Annotated in this window: 33 protein-coding genes; 32 read left to right on the top strand and 1 reads right to left on the bottom strand. The window is 38.7% G+C overall.

The genetic code is table 11. The features are described 5' to 3' along the window. Positions 1-141: 141 nt before the first annotated feature. Positions 142-531, bottom strand: a complete 390-nt coding sequence (locus V6D41_RS05580; protein ID WP_333517557.1) for a helix-turn-helix domain-containing protein — start codon at positions 529-531, stop codon at positions 142-144. A 200-nt stretch (positions 532-731) separates the two neighbouring features. Here V6D41_RS05580 and V6D41_RS05575 point away from each other — a divergent pair, with 200 nt between their 5' ends. From V6D41_RS05575 to V6D41_RS05420, 32 genes are all read left to right on the top strand, one after another. Then, complete coding sequence (locus V6D41_RS05575) at positions 732-929, top strand: helix-turn-helix domain-containing protein (RefSeq protein ID WP_077670761.1); 198 nt, start codon at positions 732-734, stop codon at positions 927-929. A gap of 46 nt (positions 930-975) precedes the next feature. Continuing rightward, on the top strand, positions 976-1,305 hold the full coding sequence (locus tag V6D41_RS05570) for a hypothetical protein (protein WP_003237453.1): 330 nt from the start codon (positions 976-978) through the stop codon (positions 1,303-1,305). Continuing rightward, the gene (locus V6D41_RS05565) at positions 1,298-1,537 is read left to right on the top strand and encodes a hypothetical protein (protein ID WP_333517556.1); all 240 of its coding nucleotides are present in this window, start codon (positions 1,298-1,300) and stop codon (positions 1,535-1,537) included. The genes V6D41_RS05570 and V6D41_RS05565 overlap by 8 nt, the downstream gene beginning before the upstream one ends. Then, positions 1,530-2,369 carry a conserved phage C-terminal domain-containing protein gene (locus V6D41_RS05560; RefSeq protein WP_333517555.1) on the top strand — a complete coding sequence of 280 codons (840 nt, stop codon included), beginning with the start codon at positions 1,530-1,532 and terminating at the stop codon, positions 2,367-2,369. Before V6D41_RS05565 ends, V6D41_RS05560 begins: the two co-directional genes overlap by 8 nt. After that, a complete protein-coding gene (locus tag V6D41_RS05555; RefSeq protein WP_333517554.1) occupies positions 2,320-3,171 on the top strand; it encodes an ATP-binding protein in 852 nt (283 codons plus the stop codon). Before V6D41_RS05560 ends, V6D41_RS05555 begins: the two co-directional genes overlap by 50 nt. Beyond that, positions 3,158-3,319: a hypothetical protein gene (locus V6D41_RS05550; protein WP_333517553.1), complete on the top strand. Its 162-nt coding sequence runs from the start codon at positions 3,158-3,160 to the stop codon at positions 3,317-3,319. The genes V6D41_RS05555 and V6D41_RS05550 overlap by 14 nt, the downstream gene beginning before the upstream one ends. Then, entirely contained in the window at positions 3,316-3,474 is a 159-nt protein-coding gene (locus V6D41_RS05545; protein WP_003220291.1) for a DUF6906 family protein, read from the top strand. Before V6D41_RS05550 ends, V6D41_RS05545 begins: the two co-directional genes overlap by 4 nt. After that, a complete protein-coding gene (locus V6D41_RS05540; RefSeq protein WP_333517552.1) occupies positions 3,471-4,019 on the top strand; it encodes a hypothetical protein in 549 nt (182 codons plus the stop codon). The genes V6D41_RS05545 and V6D41_RS05540 overlap by 4 nt, the downstream gene beginning before the upstream one ends. Positions 4,020-4,126: 107 nt before the next feature. Then, positions 4,127-4,267, top strand: a complete 141-nt coding sequence (locus tag V6D41_RS05535) for a BH0509 family protein (RefSeq protein ID WP_003237439.1) — start codon at positions 4,127-4,129, stop codon at positions 4,265-4,267. A gap of 12 nt (positions 4,268-4,279) precedes the next feature. After that, positions 4,280-4,435 carry a hypothetical protein gene (locus V6D41_RS05530; protein WP_333517551.1) on the top strand — a complete coding sequence of 52 codons (156 nt, stop codon included), beginning with the start codon at positions 4,280-4,282 and terminating at the stop codon, positions 4,433-4,435. Between the two features lie 78 nt (positions 4,436-4,513). After that, a complete protein-coding gene (locus tag V6D41_RS05525; protein WP_046160674.1) occupies positions 4,514-4,711 on the top strand; it encodes an XtrA/YqaO family protein in 198 nt (65 codons plus the stop codon). Between the two features lie 42 nt (positions 4,712-4,753). Beyond that, positions 4,754-5,080, top strand: a complete 327-nt coding sequence (locus V6D41_RS05520; protein ID WP_333517550.1) for a VWA domain-containing protein — start codon at positions 4,754-4,756, stop codon at positions 5,078-5,080. Further along, positions 5,077-5,337 carry a hypothetical protein gene (locus V6D41_RS05515; protein ID WP_333517549.1) on the top strand — a complete coding sequence of 87 codons (261 nt, stop codon included), beginning with the start codon at positions 5,077-5,079 and terminating at the stop codon, positions 5,335-5,337. Before V6D41_RS05520 ends, V6D41_RS05515 begins: the two co-directional genes overlap by 4 nt. A gap of 108 nt (positions 5,338-5,445) precedes the next feature. After that, positions 5,446-6,588, top strand: coding sequence for an MrcB family domain-containing protein (locus tag V6D41_RS05510; RefSeq protein ID WP_333517548.1), 1,143 nt, complete (start codon positions 5,446-5,448; stop codon positions 6,586-6,588). Further along, positions 6,581-7,273: a hypothetical protein gene (locus V6D41_RS05505; RefSeq protein WP_333517547.1), complete on the top strand. Its 693-nt coding sequence runs from the start codon at positions 6,581-6,583 to the stop codon at positions 7,271-7,273. Before V6D41_RS05510 ends, V6D41_RS05505 begins: the two co-directional genes overlap by 8 nt. 95 nt (positions 7,274-7,368) lie before the next feature. Next, positions 7,369-7,497 (top strand): hypothetical protein, encoded by a 129-nt coding sequence (locus V6D41_RS05500; protein ID WP_333517546.1) that lies wholly within the window; start codon positions 7,369-7,371, stop codon positions 7,495-7,497. A 15-nt stretch (positions 7,498-7,512) separates the two neighbouring features. Then, entirely contained in the window at positions 7,513-7,965 is a 453-nt protein-coding gene (locus V6D41_RS05495; protein WP_333517545.1) for an ArpU family phage packaging/lysis transcriptional regulator, read from the top strand. After that, positions 7,962-8,504: a tyrosine-type recombinase/integrase gene (locus V6D41_RS05490; protein WP_003220264.1), complete on the top strand. Its 543-nt coding sequence runs from the start codon at positions 7,962-7,964 to the stop codon at positions 8,502-8,504. The genes V6D41_RS05495 and V6D41_RS05490 overlap by 4 nt, the downstream gene beginning before the upstream one ends. A 223-nt stretch (positions 8,505-8,727) precedes the next feature. Then, positions 8,728-9,315, top strand: coding sequence for a hypothetical protein (locus V6D41_RS05485; protein ID WP_333517544.1), 588 nt, complete (start codon positions 8,728-8,730; stop codon positions 9,313-9,315). A 170-nt stretch (positions 9,316-9,485) separates the two neighbouring features. Next, the gene (locus V6D41_RS05480) at positions 9,486-10,166 is read left to right on the top strand and encodes an FRG domain-containing protein (protein WP_333516616.1); all 681 of its coding nucleotides are present in this window, start codon (positions 9,486-9,488) and stop codon (positions 10,164-10,166) included. 190 nt (positions 10,167-10,356) lie between these two features. Next, the gene (locus V6D41_RS05475; RefSeq protein ID WP_333516615.1) at positions 10,357-10,695 is read left to right on the top strand and encodes a hypothetical protein; all 339 of its coding nucleotides are present in this window, start codon (positions 10,357-10,359) and stop codon (positions 10,693-10,695) included. A gap of 62 nt (positions 10,696-10,757) precedes the next feature. Further along, positions 10,758-11,516 (top strand): hypothetical protein, encoded by a 759-nt coding sequence (locus tag V6D41_RS05470; RefSeq protein WP_333517543.1) that lies wholly within the window; start codon positions 10,758-10,760, stop codon positions 11,514-11,516. Between the two features lie 112 nt (positions 11,517-11,628). Continuing rightward, positions 11,629-12,003, top strand: a complete 375-nt coding sequence (locus V6D41_RS05465) for an HNH endonuclease signature motif containing protein (protein WP_333517542.1) — start codon at positions 11,629-11,631, stop codon at positions 12,001-12,003. After that, a complete protein-coding gene (locus V6D41_RS05460) occupies positions 11,972-12,313 on the top strand; it encodes a transglycosylase (RefSeq protein WP_333517541.1) in 342 nt (113 codons plus the stop codon). Before V6D41_RS05465 ends, V6D41_RS05460 begins: the two co-directional genes overlap by 32 nt. Positions 12,314-12,384: 71 nt before the next feature. Continuing rightward, positions 12,385-12,918 (top strand): phage terminase small subunit P27 family, encoded by a 534-nt coding sequence (locus V6D41_RS05455; RefSeq protein WP_333517540.1) that lies wholly within the window; start codon positions 12,385-12,387, stop codon positions 12,916-12,918. Beyond that, positions 12,918-14,627, top strand: a complete 1,710-nt coding sequence (locus V6D41_RS05450; RefSeq protein WP_333517539.1) for a terminase large subunit — start codon at positions 12,918-12,920, stop codon at positions 14,625-14,627. Before V6D41_RS05455 ends, V6D41_RS05450 begins: the two co-directional genes overlap by 1 nt. 12 nt (positions 14,628-14,639) lie before the next feature. Further along, positions 14,640-14,810, top strand: a complete 171-nt coding sequence (locus V6D41_RS05445; protein WP_333517538.1) for a hypothetical protein — start codon at positions 14,640-14,642, stop codon at positions 14,808-14,810. A gap of 5 nt (positions 14,811-14,815) precedes the next feature. Then, positions 14,816-16,066: a phage portal protein gene (locus V6D41_RS05440; protein ID WP_333517537.1), complete on the top strand. Its 1,251-nt coding sequence runs from the start codon at positions 14,816-14,818 to the stop codon at positions 16,064-16,066. Next, on the top strand, positions 16,056-16,682 hold the full coding sequence (locus V6D41_RS05435) for an HK97 family phage prohead protease (RefSeq protein ID WP_333517536.1): 627 nt from the start codon (positions 16,056-16,058) through the stop codon (positions 16,680-16,682). The genes V6D41_RS05440 and V6D41_RS05435 overlap by 11 nt, the downstream gene beginning before the upstream one ends. Before the next feature lie 36 nt (positions 16,683-16,718). Beyond that, positions 16,719-17,921 carry a phage major capsid protein gene (locus tag V6D41_RS05430; protein WP_333517535.1) on the top strand — a complete coding sequence of 401 codons (1,203 nt, stop codon included), beginning with the start codon at positions 16,719-16,721 and terminating at the stop codon, positions 17,919-17,921. 15 nt (positions 17,922-17,936) lie between these two features. Continuing rightward, positions 17,937-18,251, top strand: coding sequence for a hypothetical protein (locus tag V6D41_RS05425; RefSeq protein WP_333517534.1), 315 nt, complete (start codon positions 17,937-17,939; stop codon positions 18,249-18,251). Between the two features lie 28 nt (positions 18,252-18,279). Next, on the top strand, positions 18,280-18,789 hold the full coding sequence (locus V6D41_RS05420) for a collagen-like protein (protein ID WP_333517533.1): 510 nt from the start codon (positions 18,280-18,282) through the stop codon (positions 18,787-18,789). Positions 18,790-18,801: the final 12 nt, after the last annotated feature.

The raw sequence follows: 18,801 nt of genomic DNA, 5'->3' as shown, positions 1-18,801 counted from the left end.
ATCCTTCTGAACATATTTATTTTATAAGTGTATTCGATTATAATTAGAACGAATGTTCGTAGAAGGGGTAACTGAAAAATGAAAAAAGATGTTTCACTTGATGAACTACTGGAGAAAATTAAACAACTGGCTGAAGATGAATCAATCGATATTCGAACTACCCTTTGATTTTCTATACGCTTTTAGCACTTCTAACATCACATTAATTTCATCATCAGAAACCTCTTTGCCTTCAATAGTGAGGTTATATTTCTTTCTAAGGTTTTCTATAGATAAGTCACGCTCGAAAGTAATTTCTCTTTCAGTTTCAGAGAATTGATCCAAGTTGTCCAGATCAGTAAAAAAGTACGAACGATCAACAGAAAAGAATTCGGCAATCTTATCTATTGTTTTAACAGAAGGATATTGCGTACCTTTTTCTAACTTAGATAAATACCCTCGTGATATTCCAATGCCTTCTGCGGCTTGAACTAAACCATAACCTTTTTCTTCACGTAATTTTTTTATATTGGCACCTATATTCTTATTCAAATAATCACCTTATTTCGACATTTAAAAGTTTTTTATGTGTAAAATATATAATTATTTTTATCGCCTGTATTATAGACATTATAACACCTGTGTTGACAAATAGTATACAAATTATCGTAAGAGAGGGGTTGTCAATTCCAAGATAAGGTGTTATAGTTTCCTTAGTTTCCACACAGGAAACTGATGAAAGAGGTGAATAAATGAATATCTCGAAATTCAGAAACAGAGTCAAAGAAATTCGAACGAAAAAAGGGCAGACACTCAGAGAGTTTGCAGAGACACTTGGATTTTCAGCATCATATATTTCTAAGATTGAGAACGGGAAAGTAAACCCAAGTATTACAAGTATAGAAAAAATAGCCCGCAAATTAAATATTCCAATGAGCCATTTTTTTTAACACTAGGTTTCCTGTGAGGAAATAAAAATTTACTTGGAGGAACAATATGAAAATTGAACTCGAACAATCAGATATCGAGAGAATTACAAATGACGTTATTGCAAATGTGAGTGCTGCTTTAATTCCAAAAATTCAAGAAATGATTTCGGTCTTATCCTCACAAGATCAACTTCTGACTAAAAAAGAAGTGTATGAGGGGATCTTGAAATGCACTGCCAGAACAGCAGAAGAATTATATTTCAGCCAGCCTGATTTTCCGGTATTTGAGCTACCAGGGCGTCCGGGCTCAGGAAAAACACAGCAGAGGTTTTCGCGGCGTGCAGTCGAGGCGTGGATTGCTCAAAAAAATTGCACCAGAGCGGAAAGGATTGGATGAATTGTTTTTAATAAGTCATGTTTGGCAAAATAACAAGTTTCATTTGGTGGTCAGTGAATCTAAGTCAACTCATGAAAAGACTCTGAATAAACTTCTTTCTCAAGGCGGGAAAGTTATCCGAAATGAAAGAGCTGACAATCTTTTGGGTACAGTCCTTGTTAACGGAAAGAGGTCGCCTTGGGCCTTGACTAAAACAGAAGCAATAGAGCAAGGAAGTGAAACTAATGGCTAAATTCCGGCAGGTCCATGTGCAATTCTGGCAAGACCCAAAAGTATTAGAGGAATTAACACCTGAGGATAAATACTTTTATTTGTATCTCTTAACCAACCCCAATACGACTCAAATAGGCATTTACTCCATTACTAAAAAGCAAATGGCCTTTGATATTGGATATTCAATCGAATCGATTAACAGTCTTATGGAACGGTTTCAAAATCATCATAGGTTAATCATGTATAACTCTGAAACTAGGGAAGTCGCAATTATCAAATGGGGGAAATACAACCTCAATAAAGCTGGAAAACCAATGATGGACTGCATAGAAAAAGAGCTGCAGGAAGTTAAGGACAATACGTTGATAGAGCTTCTTTATCCACACATTCCTAATGAAGCTATCAGGGAATCATTTGCACGATACGTAAACGACACGTATCACGATACGTTGCCGACAAGTGGACAAGAAAAAGAAGAAGAAAAAGAAGAAGATATATTGTCGGGTACACCCGACGCCGCATCCTCCTCAAAAAAAGCAATAGAGGAGATTCCTTACAAGCTGATCATTGATCTTTTGAACAAAGTATCAGGCAAAAACTATCGTTCATCTACACCTAAAACAAGAAATTTTATAAAGGCGAGATGGAACGAAGGTTTTAGATTCAATGATTTTAAACATGTCATCCTTGTTAAAACCCAAGAATGGTTAAATGATCCTGAAATGAACAAATTCATTCGTCCAGAAACGCTATTCGGTACCAAGTTTGAAAATTACTTAAATCAAAAGGGAGGCCGTCAGTTTGATTCCAGCCCAGCAAACGAAACAAACCAATACTCAGGCCTTTTCTAAAGCAGTTCCCAAAAGCCTGCAGCATTTGTTTCCCAAGAAGATAGGCGTTAGGGAGTGCGAGGGGTGCGGTAACGAGGTTCCGATTTACTTACAGAATGGCAAGAAGCACAGCCGGTGTTTAGCTTGTGACAACCTTGCCCTTGAAAAAGAAATGATTGAGTTTCAAGAAGAAACAGCAGCGGACGCATTCTTCTGGAATAACAGTCTGGTTCCTCCAGATATCCAGAAAGCCACATTCGGTAACTTCAACTTAAAAGGCTTATCAGACTCACAGATGGACGCCTTCCGAAAGCTGAAATGGTACGCTGAGAACTTTGAAAATTGGGGAGACTTTGATTCCTTGCTACTACAAGGGAATTACGGGATCGGAAAGAGTCACTTGTCTCACAGCGTTGCGCAATATGTCAAAGAGCTGCGGAAAAAAGTGATCTTCGCCAATACAAAATTGCTGCTACGGAAAATACGAAACTCATACGGGGATAAGACGGAAACAGAAAGCCTTATTCTCAAAAACATTGAAGAATGCCAGTTACTTGTACTTGATGACTTAGGCGCTGAGTACGTCAAAAAGGACAAAGACGGTGAGGAATCATGGGCCACGGACTTGATCTTGACAATTATTGAGTCTCGGCAGGACAAGCCCAATATCATTAGCACCAATTACAACGTCGAAAATCTCCAAATGAAATACGGTGTTCATGGCGGTCGCATCATATCCCGAATGATGCAGGGAACAAGGGTTGTCAAGTTTACCGGAGAGGACAAACGCATTAAAGGAGGTGGGAACAGTGCATGGAACTAAGGCTCAGTTGATCATGCCCGGCGTTTGGGAGCTCAAGCCAAAACGGAAGCTTACTGATGCTGAACGCAAAAAAGAGATTAATAAACTTATTGCTCTTATTGATCAGAAAATTGCTGACTATCAAAACTATAGGAGGAATGCAGTTTGAAACACGGTAAACGCCCAACACGTGCGCAAAAGGACATTATCAAGCAAAATGGTTTAAATCCAAATAACTGGCTGGTTTCTAAAAATCTGCAGCATGAACAGAGATTAATCATTGTTCATCGGTATACCGGGACGGTAAGGAAGTGTTTGGCATGAGTGTCGCAGCCCCTGCTGATCGGTTAGAAATTGCTTTGGCTGATCTTAATTTTGAATGGTCACTGGTGCAAATGCGTCAGGTTGTTGATTACTGGTATGACGGCAAATCCATTTATGACATGGCCGAGCTGCTGAATAGAAAGCCAGATGAAATCATTTTACTGATTGTTGACTTTGCAAGAGGCCGCGTGCTTCCGCCACGTCCTTATGGGTTAAATGCAAATAAACGCATTTCAATCAAAAGAACGCATCTGAGAGGCAAAAAAGATAATCTGCGGCGGTTTGTGCAGGATAGCCCGGTGTATATCCCATTCATCGAAAAAAACTTTGTCTGGAATGATTGGGAGATCAAGCGGTTTCGTGAAATGTGGGAAGCCAATGATTCTATTATCTGTATTTCAGAGCAGCTAAAGAGAGATATAGACGAAATGCTATTCCTTGTTATGGATCAAGCCAGCAGGGACTTCATTCAGCCACGAATGAACGGACTTCTCGGAAAGGATGCGACAGAGCATGATCTTATCAGGCAGCGCCTTCCCTTTTGAGAAAGCAACCATTCACCAACTCATGGTCATCGTGCGGCATGAAGAATGTCCGCCTGACTATAAAAATGCTGCGATGCAATTATTGATCAAGAAGGGAGTCGGGACCGTTGGAATGGACAGAACGTCAGCACTTGATTGAGTGGCTCACTATCTTAGGCGGATACGGGAAAGCATTTCTGGAACGCCAGTCAGACGATGAAATTGAGACGCTTTACAATCTGCGCATCAAACAATTAAACGAAGAGTAAGGAGGCGAGGACATGACAGAAAATAAAAACTTACGTCAGCATGGAGAAGTCATTACATTGGTTATGACGGAAGAGGAGCGTTTGGAGTATATAAAAAAACATCCAATCATCCCAACGGAAGAACCACAGACAAAGCTGCAAGTTTTCCCAATGAACGATTGGATGTGATGATGGTCATTTAGTAAACGCCACCGTTTGGAAAATAGAAACTCGACACTTCTATTATACCATACGGGGGCGTTTACAGTGAACTGTCCAAAACATATAGAAAATTTAGAACAGGTACTTAATCAAATTGAAGATGACAAAAATTACGTCATTGTGATTGACGGAAACAATAGATCATTCAAATTAACGGAAATGCCGGAGCATGGGAAAACAATCGTGCAAACGTCAAAAGGCAATCTTTCAAGAATTGATTTTGAGATCGGCTATAAAATGTGACGCAGAGGGGCCGGCCCTCTCTGCGATATGGGAGGAACGGATATGGATAAATTACAGGAAATTAAAGCACGTATTTCAAGACTAAAAGGCTATGAAAATGCTAACCCGACAGAACAATATTGGATGGCTAAAGAGCATATTGACTTTCTGATTGATCGGACTGAACTGTCCGTGAAGCAGCAGGAAATCATTGAGGAAAACAAGCGTCAGGAGGAAGTAACGGTACATCAATTCCGGCAAGCTCAAAAGGACATTCAGCATCTAAGCGGAGATAGAAAACGATACAAACAGGCATTAGAGAAGATCATAACAAATCTCAATTTCGCCATAACAGTTGCCCAAAATGAATTAGAAGGTGAGGTAGAATGATTCCTTTACAGGTTGAGCTTCAGCGGGCAGTCAAAGCCACAAAAGACGAAGCGATGACCATTTATGAGGCGGCGCAGTATTTAAAGGTTGAGGTTGAGGAAGTACCTATGTTGGTGGCTCAAGCAGAGGATTTGAAGATGATTGGGAATGAAGTAATTATTGCAAAGCGTGATAAAACAAATAGTTGGCTTATATTGTTGATTGTAATAGGTGCTTTTTTTGCTATAGCTATTATGCCTTATTGGATTACAGGATAAATTCAAGAGTAACTATGATAAGTGAATTTTCTTTTGATTAATTATTAAAAATTTAGAAGAATAAGGTATAATGTGATTATTAAGTCCTAGAGTAAAAGGAGTTTTATTTTGGATAGCGTTAAATTTACCTTATTTGATGTAGATCGATTTTGGACAGGTTTTAATGATTATAAAAAGCTCAAAGTAGACAATAGAGAACATGATTTTTTTCAACTGTTTCGCAATGAAATTCCCGCGTCTATTGAAAAAGCTTTAAAAGAAAGACAATTTAAAAATTTAGACCATATCAGCATAAAAGCCTCTACAGGTACTGGTAGGATTTCAGATTCATTTTGGATTGCTTTTCTTGATGATCGTTTAACAACTAAAGGGAATAGAGTATCAACACAAGTAGGGATTTATATTGTTATTTTGTTTTCAGAAGACGGTCAAAATTTTTATTTGAGCATTTCCACAGGCACTGAAAAATTTAGTCTATCAAAAATTAGAGAACAAGCTAAAAAAGGTAGAGAATTTTTTGCAAAACAAATTCAATCGAATGATGAGTTATTAGGTTTTAATACAAATGAATTTTATTTGGGTAAATCTGAGAGACCGAAAAAGTATGCTGCCAGTGCTCTTATAAACAAGAGATATAATTTATTTACATTTGATGAAGCGCAATTGCTTAAAGATTTAATTACCTTAAATGATCTCTTTTACGATTATGTCTATGAACATTATTTAGAAGATAATAATAGCCAAACGCAATTAGACAGTCTTGAAAAGAAAAAAATGACTATAAGAAGAGTTATAAATGTAGAAAAATATAAACAGCTACGTAGAGAGAAAGAAATTGCTAATGAGCTAACTGGAAAAGCAGCAGAAGACTTTGTATTTAATAAAGAAAAAGATGTTTTAATAAAAGAAGGCAGAACTGATTTGGCTCAAAAAGTTGATTGGATTTCAAGTAGAGAAGATGGGCACGGATATGATATAAGGTCTTATTTTCCGGACGGCACTGACAAGTTTATTGAAGTTAAAGGGACAAAGTTCAAAAACAGTAACTATCAGTTCTATTTATCCGAACGTGAAAGAGTTATTGCTAAAGAAAAAGGCAATCAATATGTTTTGGTATTAGTTGAAAATGTCGGTAATCCGAATCTTACAAGAATTATAAAAGAGGTTAGAGATCCTATTTGCAGCATATCTTTTAAGCCAATTAATTATTTGTGTTCTCTAACAATAACGGAAGTGAATGAAAATGAGTAAATTTAAATTATTTCTTAGAATATCTATATCTTACATAAAAATTTTAGGAGCTTTTGCTGCTCTGCTTGTTGGCTTATCAGCTATCCTACTTTTCTTAGAATATAAAGGGTGGAATAAATGGAGTCCTGATATTTTTGTAATCGGATCGCATATGTCTGTGTGGCTTGCAATCTTTTTCATAAATAATGCAGCGTTTTCTTTTAATAAGAAACCAAATAATCTCTATGAGTGGTTGAATAATCCTATTCTAATGAAGGAAGACGATTTTTTAGCTGGTTTAAAAAAAGAAAAAATAAATGATCTAATGTGGAATTTAGAAAAAATAAGTAAATCCATATTATTTTTCGCGGATTTTAATATCAACAAACTAAGATTGTTAAAAAGCTACATAAAAACAAACGATACAGAAGGTAGTCGAGAAATTTTAATTCGAACTATACTCACCTTATTATCAGGACCAATATTTTTAATTGTAATAAAGAGTCCTAAGATTCTAGGTTGGATAAAAGTGGAGCAAACTGGCGCTAATGAAACAGTAATGGATATTACAACGATTATTACAATTTTGATTATATTTGGTTTTTTTCTAAATGCGATAATAACAGATCTTTTTGCTAGTAAAAAGAAAAACAAGCTACTTGAAGAGATTATAGATGCGAGCATAGAAAGCTTAAAAAAGAATTAATAGTCCAAGATGGAGACGCCTGCGGACACTAATCACTGTACAGAGAAATCTGTGCTTTGGTTGGTGTCCGTTTTTTATTTGAACGGAGGGAAGGCATGAAGAAGAGGAAGAAAAAGTCCAATAAAAACGCGCAGGAGCGCTCAGAATGGTTTTGGCGGCAAATGATGGGTCAAGATAGGCAAACATTGAAAAGAGGCAAAGGCGGGGCTTTAAGACGCAAATAAACGGAGGGTAAAACTATGAATCAATTAACATTAAACATTCCTCAGATTGACGAAGAAGCGACTAAATCAAAAGCAGAGAAGCTGCTTGATCAATATCGTTTATATCTCTTACAGGTGCCAGATGATTTTTTACCAAAGGTTACACCTACTTACAGCATTGTTCCGCCAAGCATCACAAATGAGTTTCATTCCTCAACAGAAGAGGCAGCGTTAAAACGTCTTGATTGGGAGAGTCAGCGTGATAAATTCCTAAAAAGGATTCAAAGAGCTGTTAACCGGCTTTCTCAAAGAGAACGGCAGATCATTGTCATGCTCTATATGCAGCCGGAAGAAATGTATGATTATGAAGTGTATGCAGAAATGGACCTGAGCCAGCGCAGCTATTATCGTGGGAAGGCAAAGGCTCTATATCGGTTGGCATTTGCTCTGAGAGAAGAAGTATATAAGGATGGGGGAACCACTGAATGAATTTTGTTCAGCCTATACGTGATCCGGAATGTATCTTCTACATCAAGAGATTTTTAAAAGAGCAAAACATGAGGAATTACATGCTATTTGTGACCGGTATCAATTCAGGGCTCCGTATATCAGATATTCTGCAGCTGAGAGTAAGAGACGCTAAACGGCCATACTTTAATCTCATAGAAAAGAAAACGAAAAAGAAAAAGAGAATCGACATGACGCCAGCTCTTCAAAGAGAATTTAAGGCCTATGTCGAAGGGAAAGAGGACCATGAGTTTCTCTTTAAAAGCCGTGAAGGGATTAACAAGCCAATATCCCGGTCGATGGCATACAAGATTCTCAGGGCGGCTGCCGAGTATGTTGGTTTAGATGACATCGGCACTCATACATTGAGGAAAACATTTGGCTATCACTTTTACAAACAAACGAAGGACGTTGCTATGCTGCAGGAGATATTTAATCACTCGGACCAACGGACAACCCTGCGGTATATCGGAATCAATCAAGACGCAATGAACAACGCTATGAAGAAATTTAAAATATAACCAGGCTCATCCAAAACAACAAGGATGGGCCTTTTTCTTTGCATTTTTCGTCAATTCCTCAAAAATAACAGGTGTGTAATTCATTTTAGGGATGTTGGTTAAAAACAGAGAGGACAAGGGGTTGGCTCAGTTCGACGAGTTGCACAGTATATAAGTTATGGTTAATTTAAAGTTGTTCGTATTTAGATAATCAAGTAAAGTAGAAAATTGGGAGGAAAAGAATATGATATATGAAATTATATGGAAGTTGAATGAGATTACATGGACATCTATTTCAGCTATAGGAACTTTTATTGCAATCACGGTTTCATTATTCTTAGCTAAGACTGATAGGGGAGAAAAAATAAACATTCTTACTAACTATATAGGGGGCAATTATGATTCAAAGTACGGTGATCTCTGTTATATAAAGATTCAAAATATAGGATATAGAGATATTTATTTAGAAGATTTTTTAATAGAACCTCCAAAACATGTGGCAAGATCATATTCAGCAAGAGACATAAGTTGTTTTAAGAACCTCTTTAGGGATCCGAAAGATGTATATTATTATTTAAGAAGTTTTTTTGTTTGTGGTCACCGCTTTACACCTTATAAGTTTGTAAAAGAAAAAAAGTTCGATGATGGAGAAGTCTTACCGACGACATTAAAAACTTTTCATTCCATAGAAGTTGTTATCCCTTTCAGTTATTTTGAAGAGATGATGAATACAAATAAAAATCATGTTTGGGTGAATATAATTGTTGTATCAGGAACAGGGAAGGAATTCACAAAAGAAATGAAAGTGTCAATGTCAAATTGTTCAGGATAATAGGGGTTTGATTAAATTCGGCAAATTACACAGTATAAATTTATGAGTGATTTGTGTATATTTCGCAATTCTTCATGTCTAAAAAAATTGAAAGAGCGTGAGAGAAATTGTTTTCAGAAGAGTGGAATAAGATACTGAATGAAATTAATGAATTCCAGGATAGTGAAAAGATGGGAAAGGTATGGTTCAGAGGCCAAAACGCTTCACATTATAAGTTGCATTCTGGATTATATCGTATGGGTCCTAGCACACCAGATTTTGATCATATTGCTACAGAGTTAACATACTATAACTTATTTAAACGAATGGGGTACATTCACCACAAAACTGAGGGGTGGGATTTGTTATTTTTAATGCAACATCACGGTGTAAAAACTAGACTCCTTGATTGGAGTGAATCATTTGCAGTTGCATTATATTTTGCAAGCCTAGATTGGCTACATATTAATCCATGCTCAATTTGGATGTTAAAACCACTTAAATTGAACAAAGAAACTTTGGGAGAAGAAAAATATTATATTCCTGAAAATAGCTATGAAGATATTGTGAATATAAATGAGCCCAAACTCAGTGATAATTCATTAGCTTTATATCCAATGAGAAACAGTACAAGAATTGTAGCTCAACATGGCATGTTTACTATACAAGGGAAATCAGGCCTTCCCTTAGAAGAAGAACTTGCAGATCGTCCGGATATATTGAAAAAAATTAATATAAGTTCTAAGTTAAAAAAAGATGTAAAGAAATTTCTTAATATTAGTGGTGTAAGTCAATTTACCTTATTTCCAGATTTAGATGGATTAGCAAGATATGTGAATGGCCAAGGAGTATATAAACCTAGAAGTAACTAAAAAATGGCATAAATTCGGCAGAATAACGGCAAACAATTTTGTTTTGGTCAAGGTATTATGGTAATAGGTAATAAATCGATAAAGAAACTGCATGAGACTTTTTTTATTCATCTAACAGCATTTAAAGATTTGAATAAAGTGTTAAAATTTAGGGTGTATAAGACGATATATAAAATAGGAGGTGAATTTAATGATTATTGATCCTATGTTAATTAATTGTTTGAACAATTATCCAAAGGTAGAATTAAGCGTTGAACCAGATATACCAGGAAAAGATGAACAAATTCTACACGAGATAAAAGGTCATCAGGTATTTGAAACTAAGACAGGTACGCTCTTACTTATTCATTTGAAGAACCCAGAAACTAACGAAGAATATACATACAGCTATCCTGATATAACTAAAGTTGAGTTAACCAATTGGTCAGACCGTCACGATAAATGGTACATATATTCTTCGGATCGGTCAGAGTTTAAAAATGACAATTATAAGAAGCAGATGATTTATAGGTTAATCTTTAAAAAATAAACAAAAAGCATCTCTCGAGATGCTTTTTGTTTATAGTGTAAAACATAACAGAGGTGAAATTATTGTCATTAGATATTAATCAAACTTTCCTGATGAATTTACGAGAAAAATTAGAGGGAAATGGTTTTACTGCAGATGATTTTAAAATCTCAACATCCACCACATTAAATAAAAATTTTTTGGATGAATTAACTTTGCAAATTACTTATATTTATCACAAGGATTATTGCTTTTCATTTATATTAAATCCTGATGGAGAAATGAAAGATTTGGAGATAAGTCCCGGAAAATTATTATCTCATGAAAAAATAAATAGCACTTTTTCTTATGGTACACTTACAAGGGAAATAACCACTTGGGTTAAAAATTTAAGAAAAGAAATGGGAAATTCAGTTGTTGGAAGACAAATTAAAGAAACACAAGAAAAAATAGAAGAAATTGAAAAGATTTTGGAAGAAAAGTTTGAAGAAGTATCTGAGAGTTATTTTACAAAAGCTGAAGGACAAAAGCTTAAAGATAAACTTGATGAGCTTGAAGAAAAGTATTCTTCAGCCTTTGATAAATCGGAAGAACTTGAATCTGAACTAAAAGCTGAAAAGAAAAAGTTGCATCAAGAAATTGAGTTGTTAAAGGACCAAGTTCAATACTTAACTAAAAAGAAATGGGCAACTGCTTTAATGGTTAAGCTAGTTAATTGGTGCGCAAGAAATCCTCAGGCGGCAAAACAGATTGGTCAATCGGCTGTAAAAACTTTACTTCCAAAAGAGATTGAAGATTCTTTACCTACAAGTTTACTTCCACCTACAGATGAGAATAATTAATAATTAGTTTTCAGCATTGTGAACATACACATACTAACACACAATTTTAAATCTAACATTTTTAAAAGCTCTCCAATCTGGAGAGCTTTTTTAATGGGGGTAATCTATTAATATGCATAAGTCTTTGAAACCCTGTAATGAACCCGGTTGTCCTAACCTAACAAGAGAGAGCTACTGTGAACAGCACAAGCGAACCAAGCTGGGCTATGATCAGCACCGGGAGTCCGCTGCAAAGCGTGGATATAACAGCAAGTGGAGGCAGGCACGTCTTGGCTACCTGTCAAAGCATCCTTTCTGTGTATCCTGCATGATGGAAGGTAGACAGGTGCCGGCAACAGTAGTCGATCATATCAAACCGCATAAAGGCGACATGAAACTCTTTTGGAACTCAGGCAACTGGCAGCCCTTATGTGCACCGTGCCACAGTAGAAAGACAGCGAAGGAGGATGGAGGATTTGGGAACAGAACATCCAACATGCATGTGTGATGAATGTGGAACAATGCTCTTGGTCAAAGGATGCTCAAAGGCCAGGAAGCATGACGACGGCATCCGTGAGCATTATATCAAGTGTCCTCGATGTCGGACTGAGTATACATCCTATTATACCAATGCTGACATAAGACGCATGCAACAGAAGGTAAAGAAACTGTTTGCTCTTCGTGTAACGATGAAAAAGGAAACAGCATTCGATCTGTATACAAAGAAAGTAAAAGAAGCACAAAAGAAATTAGAAGCCGCAATGCTGCAGTTGAAAGAGGAAATGAGCACCCCCCACCCTAAAATCTCTGAGGGGTGAACGCCGGAGACCGCGCTCCCCTCCCCATTTTGAAAAATTCCCTAAATGAAAATTCGGAAGGAGGTGAGGGAATGGCTAGACCGCGGCAACCTGTTGACTTGCTACTGGTGAAAGGGAAGAAACACCTGACACAGCAAGAGATTGAGGAACGTCGAGAACAGGAAATAAAGGCACCAAACGACAAAGTAAAAGCTCCTTCTTATTTGCCAAAAGACTTAAAAAGAGAGTTTAAAAAGGTAGCGGACGAGCTAAAAAACATCGGGATTATGACCAATTTAGATGTTGATGCGCTCGCCCGTTTTTTATATGCTCGTAAACTTTACATCCAGATCACTGATCAATTGCTTGAACAGGGACCGATGAAGACAATTATCGTCAAGGACCTTGATCAAGCGGGAAATGTTATTGGGGAACATGAAAAACAAGTCACAAATGATGACTATTCCGAGCTGTTAATTAATCAGGACAAGTTATTTAAACAATGCCGGCAAGCTTCCAGTGATTTAGGGCTGACCATTTCCTCTCGCTGTAGACTTGTCATCCCGAAAAAAGATGATGGGAAACCGAAGTCAAAAGAGGAAGAACGGTTCGGGGGCCGCATGTAATGCAAGAGATTAATGCCGAAATTCTCATTGAACGGGTATGGTCATACGCTGAGAAAATCCGTTCTGGTGAAATCAAGGCAAGCAAAAAGCATAGATGGGCAGTTGAGCGCTTTTTTCGAGATGTTGAACGCCTTGCAGATGAAGACTGCCCTTATTATTTTGATGCCGAGGCTGTTGTCGATTTTTATGAATGGGCGCGGCAATTCAGACACGTCGAGGGAATTCTTTCCGGACAGCCGATTGAGCTTACAGACTTTCAGCTTTTTATAGCAGCTAATATCTACGGTTTCTATAAAAAAGAAAACGGTGCTCGGCGTTTCAGAAAAGTTTATATCCAGTTGGCCCGGAAAAATGCGAAATCACAGTTTCTTGCATTAGTGGCGTCATATGAAATATTTCCTACGCAAGAAAAGCATCGGGTTTTTATTGCTGGGTGGTCTCGTGAACAATCTGACGAAGTGTACCAAGCTGTTCTTGAGCAACTGCAAAACGCTCCCATACTGAAAGGAAAATACACTTCAGCGAATGGGCGAGTAAAAAAATACAAGACAAACTCCATTATTCAGCCTTTGTCTCGGGAAGCTCGAAAATTAGGAGATGGGAAGAACCCATCAATTGGAATAGTAGACGAATATATGGCTCATGAAACAAGTGAAATTTATGATGTTCTTGATAGTGGTATGGTCGCCCGCCGCAGTCCGTTAATGGCTGTTATTACGACAGCCGGCTTTCATATGGAAAGGCCGTGTTTCAGGGAATATCAATATACAAGTAAAATCCTTGATCCAGACATTGACACGGAGAATGATGATTATTTTGTTATGATCTGTGAGCTTGATCCAGAGGACGATATAAAAGACGAATCCAACTGGATTAAAGCCAATCCGATTGTTGCAACGTATCCAGAGGGCATGGAGTCGTTGCGTGCTGCGCTTAAAGTAGCGCTGGAAGTTCCGGAGAAAATGAGAAGCTTCTTGACTAAAAATATGAATCGGTGGGTTGATCAAAAGGATAATGGATATATGAACATGACAAAATGGCGTGCATGCAGCGGTGAAATCCCTGATTTACAGGGTATGTCAGTTTACCTCGGGCTTGATCTATCCATGACTACAGATTTAACATCTGTTGGATATGTGGCCGTGCAAGAAGGTTTGTTCTACGTTGGTCAACATTCCTTTATGCCTGAGGCACGAGCAAAGGAAAAAATGGCAACAGATAAGGTGCCATATGATTTGTGGAAAGAGATGGGTTACATTACGTATACGGCAGGGGAAGCGGTTGATTATCAACGAGTCGAACAATGGATACTAGAATTTATTCATAAACATCGTTTTCGGCCACAAGAGATTGTATACGATAAATGGAACGCTCTTCATTTAGCCCAACGTCTTGAGTCAAAAGGGCTGACAACAGTCGAAATGCCGCAAAGAATAAATCATCTTTCATTACCTACAAAGAGTTTTCGAGAAAATGTTTATGAGGGGAAAATCATACACGGTGACGATCCGGTTTTAACATGGGCCATTAATAACGCGATTACGAAAATTGATCCGCAAGAAAATATCATGCTGGATAAAGCGAAATCCCCGCAAAGGATTGACCCTATTGCAGCTGTTATAAATGCGTATGCCCGTGCGATGTACTTCGGCAATAGTGGAAGAGTTGATTTGAATGAGCACTTTGGATCGGGAAATTTCAGTTTTTAGGATGTGATAGGGATGAAGAAAGTGTTCACTTTTTTCATGTTAATACTTAACGATTTGCTGTTTGTGACGGGCGCCGCCTTTATCCTGACAGCTGCTTATAGATGGAATACAAACATCGGTCTTATTCTGACGGGTGTCTTTTTTATGTTTTATGCCTATCTTCTTACCAAGAAAGCGAGGTGAAATAGTTGCTAATAGATCGGATATTTGAGAAACGTTCGGACTCGTCAGATAGTGAAGATGGCTTTAATAATATTCTATTAAACATGTTCGGCGGTCGGAAAACAGCAAGCGGCGAAAGGGTGAGTGAAAGTAATTCGCTGGTGCAACCGGACATATTTGCATGTGTGAATGTATTGTCTGATGATATTGCAAAACTGCCGATTCACACATATAGAAGAACGGACGGAGGCATAGAGCGGAAACCTGAACACAAGTCCGCGCATGCTGTTTATGCTCGGCCTAATCCTTATATGACAGCCTTCACATGGAAAAAACTCATGATGACTCATGTTCTAACTTGGGGAAATGCGTTTTCCTATATACAATTCGGGTCACATGGTTACCCGGAAGCGTTAATCCCATTACGACCTGATTTCACAAATGCTTATGTTCATCCAACAACAGGCATGTTGTGGTATCAAACGGTGGTCAATGGCAAGACCATGGAGCTGTATGATCATGAAGTGCTGCATTTTAAAGGGCTTTCGACTGACGGCATACATGGAAAATCACCTATAGGGGTAGTACGGGAACATATTGGGGCGCAAGCGGCTGCCACAAAATATAACGCCAAACTGTACAAAAACGAGGCAACACCTCGGGGGATTTTGAAAGTCCCGGCATTCTTGGATGAAAAACCAAAAGAGAACGTGCGCAAAGAGTGGAAACGGGTAAACGAAGGTGAAAATATCGCCATCATAGATAACGGCTTGGAATATCAATCTATTTCCATGCCTCTACAAGAAGCTCAATTCGTTGAGTCCATGAAGTTTAACAAAGCCCAGATTTCCATGATTTATAAAGTGCCGTTGCATAAGCTAAACGAATTGGATAAAGCAACATTTTCAAATATTGAACATCAGTCTATTGAATATGTTAGGAACACACTGCAGCCATGGATCGTGAATTTTGAACAAGAGCTTAATGTGAAATTGTTTTTAGATCACGATCAGAAAAGCGGCCATTACGTGAAATTCAATATAGACAGCGAGCTGCGAGGAGACAGTAAGACGCAGGCAGAGTATTTGAAAACACTGCATGAAACAGGGGTGCTGAATAAAGACGAAATCAGGGAATTACTTGAGCGTAACCCGATTGAGAAAGGCGACAAGTATATGTCCAGCTTAAACTATGTGTTCCTCGATTTTATGGAAGAATATCAGCGGATTAAAGCTGGCGGCGCCGTGAAAGGGGGTGACATCAAGAATGAAGGATAAAGAGGTTCGGCATTTGACGACGCCGGTTGAGCTGCGGTCCGAAGGTGAGGGGCAAAGCGAATTTGTCGAAGGTTACGCTTTGAAATTTGAAAAGTGGTCAGAGCGTTTAGGGTGGTTCAAGGAAATTATCAGCAGGGATGCACTTGAATCAGCCGATCTTTCAAATGTTATTGCCCTTTTTAATCACCAGCAAGACTTTCCTTTGGCGAGAAATACTGTTTCTGGCGACGCTGGGCGTCTTGAGCTTGAAATAGATGGAATAGGTCTCAAATTCAGATTTAAGCCCTCCGACACGTCATACGCGCGTGATTTAATGGAAAATGTCCGCAGTGGTGTTATCAATCAATGCTCTTTTGCTTTTTCACTCGATTATGGCGACACAGACGCGGATGAGTGGCGGCTGAATGAAGATGAGGACATCTATGAGAGAAGGATCAATAAAATACATCGTCTTTTTGATATATCTCTTGTCACGACGCCGGCGTATAGTGATACAGAGGCAGTCGTAGGCGCCCGCAGTTTAGAAAAAGTAGAGCAATTGAAGGAGAGCCGCAACGCATCAGATGAAACATTAAAAATGGAATTGGAATTACTTGACCTTGTACTCCCGGAGTAAGGTCTTTTTTTGTTTCTAAATAAGGAGGAAACCAATATGCCAATGCAAATGAGCAAAAAAGAAATTCAATTAAGACAGCAATTTACTGAAAAGAAGCAGCAAGCAGACAAGGCGCTGCAGGAGGGTAAAACAGATGAGGCCCGTGCCCTGCTCGATGAAGTGAAGCAGCTCAAGAATCAAATTGATTTGATGACCGAGGGACGTTCACTTGATGTGCCTGACTTGCCGGGCGGTGTGAATTTTGTACCAGAGCAGGAGCGTAATCCAGAAGGTAGAACGGGTGATGCAGAAGCAAAAGAGGAGCGTCAAAAGATGTTCGCTCAAGCATTCATGAAGTCTCTTCGCGGTAAGCGTTTGAGTGATGAGGAACGTGATCTTTTTGAGAGCGAAGAGTTTCGGGCAATGTCCGGAAAAAATGAAGAAGACGGCGGCATCCTGATTCCGGAGGATATTTCTAGACTAATCAAAGAGTTAAAACGGGAGCAAGTACATCAGTTAGAGCAATACGTGACTGTTGAGCCAGTTGCAACTCGCTCAGGAAGTCGCATGCTTGAGAAAAATAGTGATTTGACCCCGTTTGCAGTTCTTGAAGAAATGGACGAGATTCAAGAAACGGATCAGCCGAAATTCTCCAAACTCTCTTATAACATTGTGGATTATGCCGGTATATTGCCACTTTCAAATACATTGCTTCAAGACACAGATCAAGCAATCATGGCCTATGTTGCTAAATGGTTTGTAAAGAAATCAATCACAACTCGTAATGCTTTGATTTTGGCGATTCTTGATAACTTGAAAAAGACTGAATTTAAAGGGCTGGATGCTATCAAAAAGACTTTGAACGTAACGCTTGATCCAGCAATATCACCAAACGCAATTATCATGACTAATCAAGACGGTTTTGATTATCTTGATCAGTTAAAGGATGCAGACGGCAAATATTTGCTTAAAGATATCCCAACTGAACCGACAAATAAAATGCTGTTTGGCCGCCGGGTAGTAGTCATTCCAAACAAGATTCTAAAAACAAAATCAGGGAAAGCGCCTGTTATTGTCGGCGATCTAAAAGAAGCGATTGTATTATTTGACCGCCAGCAACAATCAATCGCCTCTACTGATGTCGGTGCTGGTGCATTTGAGACAAATACAACTAAAGTGCGCGCAATTGAGCGTGAAGATGTAAAACTGTGGGATTCTGAGGCGGTCGTGTATGGTCAGTTGACTTTGCCTACTGAGTAATAAAGGAGGGTTATTATGCGAGTAACTAAAAATTACACCACTGATGGCGGGGATCGTACCGTCATTGGCGGTGTTTTAGCCATTGATGGCGGAACTGTAATGAAAGACGGTCAGGAAATTTCATTAGGCGGCGGAAATCAAGCCGAAATGGGTGCAGGCAGTGTAACCCATGAAATGCTGCAGGATAAGTCAGTCCGCAGCAACAATATAGGCGCCGGAAGCGTAATGGAAGAGCACTTGAATTCAGCTATCAAAGAAAGACTTTCAGATTTAGAAAACAGATTGAAAGCATTAGAGACAGCGAAAACAGAGCCAGATGCAACTGAATAAAAATTATAAAAGAAAAGGATGAGTGAAAATGCCAGAAGATTATCTTTATGAGAGTGGCGGAGTAAAAACATCATCAGAAAAGGGGGCTGACGGTAAAGCAATTACACCTGTTTATCTAAAAGAAAACAGTGAGGATAACCCTGTCTATGTGAAAGGGCTAAAAGGTGATCCGGGCCCGCAAGGACCACAAGGGGAAATCGGTCCACAGGGACCGCAGGGGGAAAAAGGCGAGATCGGTCCTCAAGGCTCGAAAGGTGATAAGGGGGACAAAGGCGAACAAGGTCCTCAAGGGGAAGCAGGGCCGCAGGGACCGAAGGGAGACAAGGGCGAGCCAGCTGTAATTGAAGAAGGCTCTATTACTCACGAAATGTTGGGGGACAAGTCTGTTCGCAGCAATAACATTGGCTCTGGAAGTGTCATGATGGACAATTTAAATTCAGATGTAAAAACAGTGTTTGACCAGCTGCAGAAACAAATTGACGAGCTGAAAACTGATGTACAGACTCTTAAAGGAACAGATGAAGCGCCACAAGAATAAGGGCGGTGATAT

The organism is Bacillus sp. 0102A, from assembly GCF_036765155.1.
GTDB classification, from domain to species: domain Bacteria; phylum Bacillota; class Bacilli; order Bacillales; family Bacillaceae; genus Bacillus; species Bacillus subtilis_G.
The sequence above is the reverse complement of the archived record's forward strand: the minus strand, read 5'-3'. Positions and strand labels throughout refer to the sequence as shown.